General features: G+C 41.1%; 12 protein-coding genes. 8 read left to right on the plus strand and 4 right to left on the minus strand.

The features are described from left to right. Positions 1-2: 2 nt before the first annotated feature. Complete coding sequence (gene rlmB / locus FCN25_RS12610) at positions 3-743, plus strand: 23S rRNA (guanosine(2251)-2'-O)-methyltransferase RlmB (RefSeq protein ID WP_137225290.1); 741 nt, start codon at positions 3-5, stop codon at positions 741-743. A 139-nt stretch (positions 744-882) separates the two neighbouring features. On the opposite strand, the gene FCN25_RS12615 is transcribed toward rlmB, so the two are convergent. Both FCN25_RS12615 and FCN25_RS12620 read right to left on the minus strand, forming a co-directional pair. Further along, positions 883-2319 carry an MFS transporter gene (locus FCN25_RS12615; RefSeq protein ID WP_137225292.1) on the minus strand — a complete coding sequence of 479 codons (1437 nt, stop codon included), beginning with the start codon at positions 2317-2319 and terminating at the stop codon, positions 883-885. A gap of 90 nt (positions 2320-2409) precedes the next feature. Next, complete coding sequence (locus FCN25_RS12620) at positions 2410-3153, minus strand: DUF481 domain-containing protein (RefSeq protein ID WP_167496050.1); 744 nt, start codon at positions 3151-3153, stop codon at positions 2410-2412. Between the two features lie 224 nt (positions 3154-3377). Between FCN25_RS12620 and rpsF the strand changes: the two genes are divergently transcribed. The 4 genes from rpsF to rplI are packed head-to-tail and all read left to right on the plus strand — an operon-like array spanning position 3378 to position 4814. Then, a complete protein-coding gene (gene rpsF / locus FCN25_RS12625; RefSeq protein ID WP_137225296.1) occupies positions 3378-3770 on the plus strand; it encodes a 30S ribosomal protein S6 in 393 nt (130 codons plus the stop codon). A gap of 6 nt (positions 3771-3776) precedes the next feature. Then, positions 3777-4079 (plus strand): primosomal replication protein N, encoded by a 303-nt coding sequence (priB, locus tag FCN25_RS12630; protein ID WP_137225298.1) that lies wholly within the window; start codon positions 3777-3779, stop codon positions 4077-4079. A gap of 12 nt (positions 4080-4091) precedes the next feature. Then, positions 4092-4319, plus strand: a complete 228-nt coding sequence (gene rpsR, locus FCN25_RS12635; RefSeq protein WP_137225300.1) for a 30S ribosomal protein S18 — start codon at positions 4092-4094, stop codon at positions 4317-4319. Positions 4320-4361: 42 nt separating this feature from the next. After that, positions 4362-4814 carry a 50S ribosomal protein L9 gene (gene rplI, locus FCN25_RS12640; RefSeq protein WP_137225302.1) on the plus strand — a complete coding sequence of 151 codons (453 nt, stop codon included), beginning with the start codon at positions 4362-4364 and terminating at the stop codon, positions 4812-4814. A gap of 199 nt (positions 4815-5013) precedes the next feature. Here the strand turns inward: rplI and FCN25_RS12645 are convergent, their stop codons facing one another. After that, positions 5014-7212, minus strand: a complete 2199-nt coding sequence (locus FCN25_RS12645) for a S46 family peptidase (protein WP_137225304.1) — start codon at positions 7210-7212, stop codon at positions 5014-5016. Between the two features lie 130 nt (positions 7213-7342). On the opposite strand from FCN25_RS12645, the gene dnaB reads away from it, so the two are divergent. Further along, the gene (dnaB, locus tag FCN25_RS12650) at positions 7343-8749 is read left to right on the plus strand and encodes a replicative DNA helicase (RefSeq protein ID WP_137225306.1); all 1407 of its coding nucleotides are present in this window, start codon (positions 7343-7345) and stop codon (positions 8747-8749) included. Positions 8750-8878: 129 nt separating this feature from the next. Continuing rightward, positions 8879-9997 carry an alanine racemase gene (gene alr, locus FCN25_RS12655; RefSeq protein WP_137225308.1) on the plus strand — a complete coding sequence of 373 codons (1119 nt, stop codon included), beginning with the start codon at positions 8879-8881 and terminating at the stop codon, positions 9995-9997. A gap of 50 nt (positions 9998-10047) precedes the next feature. Here alr and FCN25_RS12660 read toward each other — a convergent pair whose 3' ends face one another. Next, positions 10048-10518 (minus strand): chemotaxis protein CheX, encoded by a 471-nt coding sequence (locus FCN25_RS12660; protein ID WP_137225310.1) that lies wholly within the window; start codon positions 10516-10518, stop codon positions 10048-10050. Between the two features lie 470 nt (positions 10519-10988). Between FCN25_RS12660 and FCN25_RS12665 the strand changes: the two genes are divergently transcribed. Then, a complete protein-coding gene (locus FCN25_RS12665; protein WP_137225312.1) occupies positions 10989-12368 on the plus strand; it encodes an RNA-guided endonuclease TnpB family protein in 1380 nt (459 codons plus the stop codon). The last annotated feature ends 39 nt before the right edge of the window (positions 12369-12407 follow it).

Below are 12407 nucleotides of genomic sequence, written 5' to 3' on the forward strand. Positions count from 1 at the left end.
AAATGAAAAAACAAGATACCATTTTTGGCATTCATGCCGTTCAAGCCTTGTTAGATAACAGCCCTGAACGCGTCATTGAACTTTGGCTATTACAAGGCCGTGATGACGAGCGCTTAACGCCACTGATTAATATAGCATCAAGCTTTGGTACAACATTGCAACGTGCAGCTCGTAAAGTGTTAGATGACAAAGCGGGTAGTTCACAACATCAAGGTATTGTCGCGCGTGTGAAGGCGGTTAAACCTTTGATTGAAAGTGATTTAGATGCATTACTTGATAAAACGGCTGTGCCTTTTTTATTGATTCTAGACGGTGTAACAGATCCACATAACCTCGGCGCATGTTTGCGTAATGCTGATGCTGCAGGGGTGCACGGAGTTATTGTACCAAAAGATAATTCTGTCGGACTTACTTCAACAGTCAGTAAAGTCGCTTGTGGCGCAGCAGAAACGATTCCATTATTTCAAGTTACTAACCTTGCTCGTACTATGCGTCACCTGCAAGACAAAGGTGTTTGGATTGTCGGCACGGCTGGTGAAGCTGATGGCAATGTATATCAGGCAGATCTTAAAGGGCCTTTAGCGATTGCCATGGGTGCCGAAGATAAAGGTTTACGCCGATTATCGCGAGAAGGCTGCGATTCATTGGTGTCAATCCCAATGGCCGGAAGTGTGTCGAGTCTTAACGTGTCGGTTGCGACGGGTGTTTGTTTATTTGAAGCGGTCAGACAGCGTTTAAGTTAACCATTTAACTGTCGGCTAATTGCTATCAATATTAATAAAAAACGGCGATATTTATCGTCGTTTTTTTATGTTCAATATTGAGGAGGGATGGGTTAGCAATCTACTCTATTCATAGTAGAGCTTATTTAAATAAATAATATTAGCGTCCACCAATTTCGTTATCGACATCCTCATCATCCAATATCTTATGCTCAACCTGCTCATTACTTACCGTGTTAGCATTAGCTGGGCTAGCATCAGCAGTATCATCTGTTTGTGTATTGCTACTATCTAACTCTTCATTGTCTGAATCTGGAGTGATATCAAATGCATCTTCAGCGGGGTGGATCATTTGCTCATTAACCATGTCAACATCAACACGTGGATCGAATGATGCTGCCAACGGCGAACTGACCATATCACCACCTGCCATCACGTAATCTGCAGTAATAGTCTGTTCAGCTTTTTGACGTAGATTTATCCACATGAGCCTCGCCAATAAGGTAAACGAGCAAATAGCCATAAATCCATACAGCATCTGGTCACCCATAACTTGCATTAAGCCAGATGCGACCAAAGGACCAATACTTGCACCGATCCCGAAAGTCACTAATATGGTGGCTGATAATCCCACTCGTTCATGTTGATCAACGCGTGAATTAGCTAATGCGGTTGCTAATGGGTACAAGGTGAACGCTAAAATACCAAATAAGCCAGTTAATATTAACGAATACACTGAGTGAAAGGGGACGATAGAAATAATTAACACGATAAAGCCTAATAGCGTGCAGTTAATTCGAATCAATAAGCTACGAGAGATAATATCTGACAATTTACCCATTGGCCATTGGGCCAACAATCCTGCAAAAATGGTACAAGACATATAGAGTGCAACGTGTTCAGGATCAATACCTATGGCTGTAGCGTAAGAGGGCGCCAAACCATAAAAACAACCTACAATCATACTGCCTAATGCGATCGTCGTCAGTGCTTGAGGTGCTCGTTTCCAATAATGACCCATTTGTAATGGTGCTGGCGTTAACGGCTCTGGGTGAATTCTACGAGTGATTGCTATAGGCACAATACATAATGAAAAACAGATGGCAATTAACAGTAATGGTTCTAAACCTAAATCAGGATATAAACTAATTGCACCTTGACCCGCCATTAACCCTAAGTAAGATACAATCATATAACTGGCAAACACGGTACCACGTTGATTTGTCTCAGCTTGTTCATTCAGCCAGCTTTCTAATACCATATACTGGCACATCATGCCCATACCAACCGCAAGACGTAGTACTATCCACACAGTTAAGTTGTCTATAAGCGCATGGCCAAGAGCCGACGCAGTGACAACCCCAGCACAAGCCACAAAGGCTCGAATATGACCCACTTGTGCAATGAGTTTATGACCCACTTTAGAGCCAAATACAAGGCCAATATAGTAGGCTGACATCATGCCGCCAATCCATATTTGCGGGACTTCCATTGTGGTAAGTCTTAAGCCTAAATAGGTTGTTAGTAAACCTGCTGCAAGCACCATTAAAAAAGTTGTACTGTATAATGATGCAAAACTGCGTAGGGGGCTGTCCATAACTGTGCCTTTATTGGTTCAATCAGTATTGGTTCAAGAAAGCCATTTGGCCTTATTGATTAAGTGTTTCGTTTCATTTTAGGTTAATCATTATTGAAACGTGTATAACAAGTTAAATGTAGTAATGGTATCTGTGTTTTGGCTTCCATCAGGAACGACTTCGGTATACTTGACGTTCATCCCGATTTTAAATGCCCAATCTTGAATAAAAGTATTTTTATAACTCATGTCTAGGGTTAGCGTGTTGTTATCTTGACCCGTTTCAGCAGTAATATCAGCATTCAGACTGGTGTATTCTTGTAATTTAACCGTATATTTAGCGGCAGTACGAAGAATGACATCACGGTTTGCTTCAGGATAAGGCTCTAACGTGCTCTCTTCGGCTAGGTCATAACGATAACCCGGGCCGACTTCAAGGCTTAACTTAGTTTTATTGTTTTTTATTAAGTCGAAACCATAACCTGTTGAAACGGTATAAATTCGAGTGTATGAACCAAATTCATCCCAAGTAAATTCACCACGGCCAAACACATAGCCTCGCTCTAGTTTATAGTTCGACTGTAAAAATACTTGATATTTTTCTGCAGTTGATTCAGTACCGTCAGCAGCATAATAAGCTTTTAGTGTGGCTTCTTGTCTGGTTTTAATTGAATCATAAGTCATGTAAGTGCGGCCGTTGAAGTTTTTAGTTTCATTATTACCACTATTAAGTTGCAGTCCTGCTTCAACCTCGGCATTAAAATTATTTGACGGTTCTTGGTAATCTGGTGGAACCAAAGCCCATGCTGGCGAAGATAGAATAAAGAGGAAGCATGTGGAGACTATTTTTTTCATGATTATCATTAGAGTTTTTTATTCTTTGACGGCGTAAACGCGCTATTTTTGACTGCCGCCATCATACCTGTAATCAAGATTGCTGAAAAGAGTGAGTTAGTGCTTGAGTTTATGACGTGCTTTATGTATCATCGCGCGCTCAAATCAGTCACTTTAATTCGTTCCTTGCCTCTAATTGGTCTGACTGAGCCAAAACGAGGCTACCTAACCGTAAGGAGCAATAAATGCGTCATTATGAAATCGTATTTATGGTTCACCCAGATCAAAGTGAACAAGTCCCAGGTATGATTGAGCGTTGCACCGGTGTTATCACTGCTGCTAATGGTACAGTCCACCGTTTAGAAGATTGGGGCCGCCGTCAATTGGCATATCCAATTCAAGACCTACATAAAGCTCACTATGTTCTTATGAACGTAGAAGCAACTGCAGAGTCTATTGAAGCACTAGAAACAGCTTTCCGTTTCAACGACGCTGTTCTGCGTAATATGGTAATGCGCACTAAAGCTGCCGTTACTGAAGCTTCTCCTATGGCAAAAGCAAGAGACGAACGTGAAACACGTCGTCCATCTTCTGATGACCGTACTGTTGAAGCAAGCGCTGAAGAAAACGCTGAATAATTTTTTGTGAATAACCACTTAACGTTGTCAGGAACGATAATTCGTTCAAGACGATTAGATAGCCCAAGCGGTATTGCCCATGTGGTAATAACGGTAGAGCATAAATCGCAACGACAAGAAGTAGAAATGTTGAGAAACGTCTACTGTTTGATTCAAGTGATATTAAGTGGCCCGCGCTTTAATAGCGTTGCAAATAAATTACAAGCAGGTGTGCAAGTTGATGTGGAAGGGTTTCTTTCATTACAACAAGGGCGAAATGGCCAAAACCGTTTAGTCTTGCATGCTGAAAATGTCGAATTGAAAACTTAGGAGACTGTCAAAATGGCACGTTATTTCCGTCGTCGCAAGTTCTGCCGCTTCACCGCTGAAGGTGTTGTAGAGATTGATTACAAAGATATCGTTACTTTAAAAAACTATATCACTGAAAGCGGCAAGATTGTTCCTAGCCGTATCACTGGTACTAGTGCTAAATACCAACGCCAACTAGCTCGCGCTATCAAGCGTGCTCGTTATCTTTCTCTACTGCCATATACTGATTTACATCAGTAATATTGCGGTATTAATTCCTAACCGAATATAGAGGATTTGATAATGAACGTTATTCTGCTAGATAAAGTTGCAAACTTAGGTGGCTTAGGCGACCAAGTTTCTGTTAAAGCTGGTTATGCTCGTAACTTCCTTTTACCTTATGGTAAAGCAGTTGTAGCAAATGCAGCAAACACTGAAGTATTTGAAGCTCGTCGTGCTGAATTAGAAGCTAAATTAGCTGCTGAATTAGCAACTGCGACAGCTCGTGCTGATACATTAACTGCATTAGAAGCTGTTGTTATTGCTTCTAAAGCGGGTGATGAAGGTAAATTATTCGGATCAATTGGCAACCGTGATATCGCTGATGCAGTTACTGCAGCTGGCGTAGCACTTGCTAAATCTGAAGTTCGTTTACCTTTAGGTGCTTTACGCACTACTGGTGACTTCGAAGTTGAAGTACAAGTACACACTGAAGTTAAAGCTATAGTTAAAATTTCTGTTGTTGCAGAAGCTTAATTATCTTTAGCTCCATAGAAAACACCGCCCTCGAGCGGTGTTTTTTTATGTCTGCTGTTTAGTAAATCATACATGCTTGAGGTAAGAAGCCTTGCCTAGAGTGATATATTGAACACACTTATATTGTGATGCAACTTGTGGTCAATAGATAAAAAAATACCCAGCCAACAGAGCTAGGTATTATTCATTAAGGTGTTAATTAGTTTCTAACTAAATCTAACTCTTTGATTAAGTTGTCGGCATGATCAACTTGATCCATCATCCACAAAATATAACGAATATCAACATGCACTGCTCGGGTAATGGTTGGGTTAAAGAACCAATCTTTAGTGATGGCTTCGTAAGTAGAGTCGAAGTTAAGACCCACTAACTCGCCTTTGCCATTAAACACAGGTGAACCTGAGTTACCGCCCGTTGTATCCGCACTTGATAGAAAGTTAACGGGTACAGAGTTAAAGTCGGCAGGCTTGTCTAAGCATGACATCAACTTACACACCCAAGTGCTAGGTTGTTGATATACCGTCGCGACTCTGTGCTTTCCGTAATCATTTGCTTTAATTGCGGCTAATAACTTAGCTGGAGCATTGTATGGTTCTTCACCAGTATTTTTAGCTAAAATGCCTTCTAAGCGCGTAAATGGTTGCTTATATAGAGCATCTTTTGATTGATAGCCATCAACCATGCCATAGGTAATACGCAGAGTGCGGTTTGCATCTGGGTATACTGGCCAATTGTTAGACTTGTAATAGTTAATAATGGCTTTCATGTATTCAGGGCGAACTGATGACAACTTGCCTTCGAGTAACTTTTCACTTTTCTCTAGTGTCATGTTGGTGTCATGAATAGCAACAGCTAAACGAATGAATGGGTCTTCACTGGTTTCAAACTCTTGCGCTGTTTTGTTCATCCAGTCAAGGCGTTTTGCTTGATCGGTTAGCTCTGTTAACGCATACAGACCTTCCACCTTAGCTTCTAACTCTTCAAAACTATTTGCGCTACTTAATGCATTATCAAACACTTCTGTTTTAAGTGGCTGGCTAGCATAGGCTTGTAGGTCTTGTAACCAAAGGATTTTATCAACTGCAGGATCAAAACTTCTATCAATACGTTTTAATGCTGATTTAAACATCTTCATGTCGCGTTGCTGAAAACCTGTTTCTCGTTGTTCATCAGGCTTTTGCTTTTCTTTAGCTAAGCGATATAACTTACTGGCAGCTGTTAATAACACGCTCGATTGTGCATTTTTAAAATAATAATTAGTTTGCACTTGAGTGTGCTGCTCTGTTAATAAGGCCTCTAAGTTATTAATTAATTTAAGATTGGCGTTAGGATCTTTTTTTAACCAAGCCAGAAAGTCATTTTCTCGCTGTTGTTTAATCCCAACGATATCAGTTGCTTTAAAACCATCGAGTAAGCCATTGATCTTTTTCATCCGATTAGCCATTGATGCCATAGTACCGGCATACTTAATCGCGATATCTTTATCCATTTCACCCATTAAGGTTATCGTATCAATTTGTAATTGATACCGTTTAGCATAAGTTGGATAAAGCCAATCGTTGGCAAACTGTAGTTCACTGGTTAAGTTATAACGACTGGTTGAACCAGGAAAACCCGCTACAAAAATACCGTCGCCAGCTTTAACGCCATCGGCATTAATTTTTAGATAGCTTTTTGGGGTATAAGGGACGTTGTCTTCAGAATAGGTGGCGGGTTTACCATCTTTACCAACATAAGCGCGTAAAAAAGTAAAATCACCTGAATGACGTGGGTATTCGTAATTATCAATATCACCACCAAATCCACCAACACTTTCAGGTGGTGCGTAAACTAAGCGAACATCACGAATAATGAGCTGTTTAGTGAGGTAATATTCTAAGCCATGATGAAAACTGTTAACCGAACAACGGTAGTTGTCATCGGCTTCGCAGATTTTTATTAATGCTTTGCTGTTGGTTTCAATGCCTTCAAAGCGCGCCAAGGGGTCATTGCTTAAGTTTGCCATAACTTGATTGGTCACATTAGTAACTTTTTCAGTAATGTATAAGCGTTCGTTTGGCCCTGCCGAAGGTTCTTCTGCTTGGGTGTTTGCTAAAAAGCCATTTTCGAGGTAATTATGCTCTTTTTTGCTGTTATATTGTATGCCGCGATAAGCACAATGATGGTTTGTGACAACTAGGCCTTGGGGGGATACAAAACTGGCGGTACAATAGCCCAAACTGACAACGGCATTCATTGGATATTGTCCTAAATCTGCCAGTTGTGATGCGGGAATATCGATACCTCGTTGGGTGAGTTTGTCGGCAATAGATGGCATTTGATACGGTTGCCATTGGCCTTCATCGGCAAAGGCGAAACCAGAGGTCAGCACAAGTGCTGCAACAAGTGCGATACGCATGTATTTTCCTTAAATTATTATTTTATTTCTGTTTAACGAAATCGTTATCTCTTTTCGTTATAACAGTAAATTAAGCTTGACCACGGTGTTATACCATATTTTATAAAGTCGTTGGAAATTGGGAGTGTTAATGTCACAGCAAGGTGCTTTTAAATCAAGAAACAGGCAAAAAGATGTAGAAGTAAATGCATTAAAATTGCCACCTCATTCTATTGAAGCAGAACAATCCGTGTTAGGTGGATTAATGTTAGATGCTGAAGCGTGGGATCGTGTTTCTGAAGCGGTTGTGTCAGAAGACTTTTATTCTCGTTCTCATCGAATGATTTTCGCCGCAATGCAGCGTTTAATGGAATCGGGTCAACCGCTGGATTTAATCACGGTATCTGAACAACTCGAAATTGAAGATCAACTAGACGATGCTGGCGGCTTTGCTTACCTTGGCGAAATTGCTAAAAACACCCCAAGTGCCGGTAATATTTTATCTTACGCAGATATTGTACGTGAACGTGCCGTAGTGCGTGACATGATTGCCGTTGCCCATGAAATTGCCGATGCGGGTTATAACCCTGAAGGTCGAGATTCAAGTTCTTTATTAGATTTAGCCGAAACCAAAGTATTTAAAATTGCAGAAATGCGCACCAATGCCAATGAAGGCCCTGAAAACATTAAAAGCATTCTTGAAAAAACCGTTGATAGGATTGAACAGCTCTACAATAATCCTCATAACGGGGTTACTGGTGTCTCAAGTGGTTTTAATGATTTAGATAAAATGACCGCCGGTTTTCAGTCTGGCGATTTAATTATTGTTGCTGCTCGTCCTTCTATGGGTAAAACCACCTTCGCGATGAACTTGTGTGAACAAGCCGCGATGAATGAAGATAAGCCAGTGCTTATTTTTAGCCTCGAGATGCCCTCTGAACAGATCATGATGCGTATGTTGGCGTCGCTGGGTCGGGTTGACCAAACCAGAATTCGTACTGGTCAGTTAGATGATGAAGATTGGGCGCGCGTGTCATCGACCATGGGCATTATGCTTGAACAAGGTAAAATGTATATTGATGATGGCTCAGGTTTAACCCCAACAGACGTACGTAGTCGAGCCAGACGTATTGCCCGCGAGCATGGCGGGTTATCAATGATCATGATTGATTACTTACAATTAATGCAAGTGCCAGCATTAAAAGACAATCGTACTTTAGAAATTTCAGAAATCTCTCGCTCATTAAAAGCCTTAGCCAAAGAATTAGAAGTGCCTGTTATTGCGTTGTCACAGCTTAACCGCTCGCTAGAGCAACGTGCTGATAAACGCCCAATTAACTCTGACTTGCGTGAATCTGGTGCGATTGAGCAAGATGCCGATTTGATCATGTTTATTTATCGTGACGAAGTGTATAACGACACCTCAGAAGATAAAGGCACCGCTGAAATCATTATTGGTAAGCAACGTAACGGACCTATTGGGCGTATTCGTCTGGTATTCCAAGGTCAATTTTCTCGCTTTGACAATTATGCTGGACCGCAGTTTGAAGAAGATTAACGATTGATTCGGCTGCATTTATTAATGAAAATCATTTACGATAATCGTATTTTTTGCTGATTTGATTGTGTTTGTCAAATTAACAAACCGATAATAAAATTTATTATATTGTTTAATTAAGGTCATCCATTGAAACCTTTTCCTCGCGCAGAAATTAGTCGTTCTGCTTTGCAAAGTAACCTAGTGCAATTACGCCTTATTGCTCCTAATAGCAAAGTGATGGCCGTTGTAAAAGCTAATGGTTATGGCCATGGATTATTGAATGTTGCTGAAAGTGTTGGGTTATTAAATGCAGCAGAAACTGTCGGTATGTACAGTGGCAGCGCGGATGGATTTGGTTTAGCAAGGCTTGAAGAAGCGCTACAACTTAGAGACGGCGGGGTAAAAGGTAAGCTTTTACTATTAGAAGGTTTCTTCCGTCAGTCGGACTTACCAACACTGGTTACCCATAATATTGATACTGTGGTTCATCATGAGTCGCAATTGCAGATGCTTGAAACCATAAAGCTTGAGAAGCCAGTAACCGTATGGATAAAAATCGATACGGGTATGCATCGTATCGGCTTTACCTTGGATCGGTTTGACAGTATTTATCAGCGCTTGCTGGCTTGTCCGCAAGTGGCTAAGCCGATTCATTTAATGACCCATTTTGCCTGTGCTGACGAACCCGATAACACCCTCACTCAAACGCAAATGGATGCCTTTGAGCAACGGATTAAAGGCTTAAAAGGGGATCGCACCTTAGCTAATTCTGCCGGGACATTATTTTGGCCATCAAGCCAAGCTGATTGGATAAGACCCGGTATTGCGCTTTATGGTGTATCTCCGGTTGTAGGTGATAGAGGTGTTAATCACCGATTAATTCCAGCAATGGAGTTAGTGTCTAATTTAATTGCTGTACGTGAGCACAAAGCCGGTGATAGTGTCGGCTACGGCGCTTTCTGGACCGCGAAACAAGACACTCGGTTAGGCGTCGTGGCCATTGGTTATGGTGATGGTTATCCACGCAATGCACCAGAAGGCACCCCCGTGTGGATTAACGGTCGCCGTGTGCCAATAGTGGGTCGAATATCGATGGATATGTTAACGGTCGACTTAGGTGCCAATGCAGCAGACAAAGTAGGGGATAATGTTCAGTTATGGGGTAAAGCTCTCGCAGTAGAAGAAGTAGCCGAATATATTGGCACTATTGCTTATGAGTTAGTGACTAAATTAACCCCTCGTGTGGTGGTTGAGCTGCTTGAGTAACCACCCCACTATTTTTAGTGCTTAATGCCTATTGGGCATTTTAGTTTTGGCTATTTTATATCCTCAAAGCAAATTTCAATAAAGGCATTGCCGTATTCATGAGTAAACGGCATCATGATTTTCTTACCTTGTGCCTTATGAGAAATAGTATGATTTTTCCCCGACACCACAGCTGGTGTCGCCATATCAAAATCATAACCTTTTTCGCTTAATAAATTTTTAGCGCCGCCAGTGACCATGTTGGTTATTTCCCCAACTAAATCCGTCACTTCATCGTTGATAAATCCTGGTTCTTCACCCAGCATCTTATTCATAATTTCGAGAATCAATTTTTTTTCAAAGGTAATTGAAAGCGATCCGCGGGTTGTTGGGCCAACCATACCAATTAAACCGGATACGTCACCTTTAGCAAGGTCATGGTTTTTCAACTGTGGTTTACCGGGTTTTAAATCCATTGTTGCCATGGTCGAAATAACATTGATTAAAGAAACAAGGAATGGATTAATGAATTCAACTTTCATAGGTTAAGCGATCCTCTTACATTCAAAAAAGTGGCGATAATTCAACTAGAGCATAAGCTTGCCATCATTCTAGCTAATAAGTGTAAATTGCTACTATATCAGCAATGTCAAATAGAGGTTTAAGCTTAGAACACAAAAATGAAATTGAAACTACTAACAAGGATAAAAATGTTTTTATCCAGTGGTTTAGTATAAATAATATAAAATTAACCGTCAGTTTACTTTAGTCTATTTAAGCTTAAATACATGAGTATCAGTCGCTTACATTGGAAGTTTATGGTGCCAAATATTGTCTTGAACCACTGGGTTACACCTTCAAATAAGCACTCGATGTGAGTGGACATCAACATAGTTGAACAAGTGCTCGATGCAATCTCGCTTGCTTAAGCTGCGAGTCAAGTCGAGCGATGTTGACTTTACTATTCATTTCATCATCATGATACTGTACATAATTACAGTGTAAGGCAAGTATGCTAACTGGCATCAAATTACGTGCTAACCCAACATCTAATCAAAAGCTGATATTAAGTCAGTGGATGGGTTGTGCTCGATTAATTTGGAATGCCAAGGTTGATGAAGAAAGGTATTTCCGCACTTTTGCAAGAAAGTATCATTCGATTGGCACGTATGCTCCTATTGATCAGAAAGCATCGCAGTTTAAATCGAAAGAGCTAACGCCTTGGTTATCAGCCTGTCCTAGTCAGATTATCCGCAATAGTGCCGTCAACTGGTATCAGACTTATCAGAAGTTCATGAAAGGCGCGTGCGGTCGCCCTAAGCGCAAACCCAAAACAGACCGAGGCAGTATTTATCTTACTTGTGAAGTCTTTCGATTTGACCGTTGTGAAGATGGCAATATTAGGCTGTTTATTGGCACGAAGACCAATAATATTGGCTATTTATCGTTTAAAGCGCACAGTAAATTCAAAATCCCAAATTCACTTTATGTGCGTAAAGAACGCGGCCAATATACGGTGTCTTTCTGTTGTGAGAATGGAAAGAGCGAGGTTGAGCTATCGAGCAATGCAGAGCATTTGGCGTTCCTGCAATGCTCAACAAAAGAGTATTTGGAAGAACACACTATCGGTGTTGACCGAGGTGTTGCTATTCCTGTTCACGCAGGCTTAATGACGTTCGATTTTTCTGATAACCAGAAAAATCACATGACTAAAGCCGAACGCTACATTAAGCGATTACAGCGTCGATTAGCCAAGCAGACAAAAGGCTCTAATCACAGAAACAAGACCAAGCATCGTATTGCTACACATCACGCCAAAAAGGCCAATATCCGCAACGATTTCGCTCATAAAACAAGTCGCTCGTTAGTCGATAGCAACGCTAAGGTTATTGTGTTTGAGGCGCTACGCATCTCAAACATGACCAAAAAGCCCAAAGCCAAACAGAATGAAAGCGGTCAATTTATTTCTAACAAAGCCAAGCAAAAAGCAGGATTAAATAAAGCCATCCTGAATGTAGGCTGGCACGTTATCGAAACCTATACAAAATACAAGGCTAACCAGGCAGGCAAAGTCGTATGTAAAGTAAGCCCAGCTTATACCCGTCAGGAGTGCGCCAAGTGCGATTACACTCACCCCGACAACCGTAAATCACAAGAATCCTTTGTGTGCGGTAAATGTGGCAATACTGACAATGCAGATCACAATGCATCATTGGTGATTAAGAAAAGGGCAATTAATCTGATTTTAGACACTGGAACGGTGTTGTCTGATGAAGGTGTTTTACGCCTAAAATCAGATAGTGGACGTGGAGGGAACCGTAAGTCGAGCAGAGCCAAAAGCTCCACTCGCAGCACCCTGCGAAGCGTCAAAAAAGAAAAGTTAGCAGCTTAGGCTGTTATATTGGAAGCTCGCTGCTTTAGTTGCGAGTAG

Origin of the sequence: Shewanella sp. MEBiC00475, assembly GCF_005234075.1 — a bacterium.
Classification (GTDB): Bacteria; Pseudomonadota; Gammaproteobacteria; order Enterobacterales; family Shewanellaceae; genus Shewanella; species Shewanella polaris.

Excerpts from the sequence above, each read along its gene's own strand:
- FCN25_RS12665 (WP_137225312.1), top strand. The coding sequence starts at position 10,989 with ATGCTAACTGGCATCAAATTACGTGCTAACCCAACATCTAATCAAAAG.
- FCN25_RS12615 (WP_137225292.1), bottom strand. The coding sequence starts at position 2,319 with ATGGACAGCCCCCTACGCAGTTTTGCATCATTATACAGTACAACTTTT.
- rplI (WP_137225302.1), top strand. The coding sequence starts at position 4,362 with ATGAACGTTATTCTGCTAGATAAAGTTGCAAACTTAGGTGGCTTAGGC.
- rlmB (WP_137225290.1), top strand. The coding sequence starts at position 3 with ATGAAAAAACAAGATACCATTTTTGGCATTCATGCCGTTCAAGCCTTG.
- dnaB (WP_137225306.1), top strand. The coding sequence starts at position 7,343 with ATGTCACAGCAAGGTGCTTTTAAATCAAGAAACAGGCAAAAAGATGTA.
- rpsR (WP_137225300.1), top strand. The coding sequence starts at position 4,092 with ATGGCACGTTATTTCCGTCGTCGCAAGTTCTGCCGCTTCACCGCTGAA.
- FCN25_RS12620 (WP_167496050.1), bottom strand. The coding sequence starts at position 3,153 with ATGAAAAAAATAGTCTCCACATGCTTCCTCTTTATTCTATCTTCGCCA.
- FCN25_RS12660 (WP_137225310.1), bottom strand. The coding sequence starts at position 10,518 with ATGAAAGTTGAATTCATTAATCCATTCCTTGTTTCTTTAATCAATGTT.
- FCN25_RS12645 (WP_137225304.1), bottom strand. The coding sequence starts at position 7,212 with ATGCGTATCGCACTTGTTGCAGCACTTGTGCTGACCTCTGGTTTCGCC.
- rpsF (WP_137225296.1), top strand. The coding sequence starts at position 3,378 with ATGCGTCATTATGAAATCGTATTTATGGTTCACCCAGATCAAAGTGAA.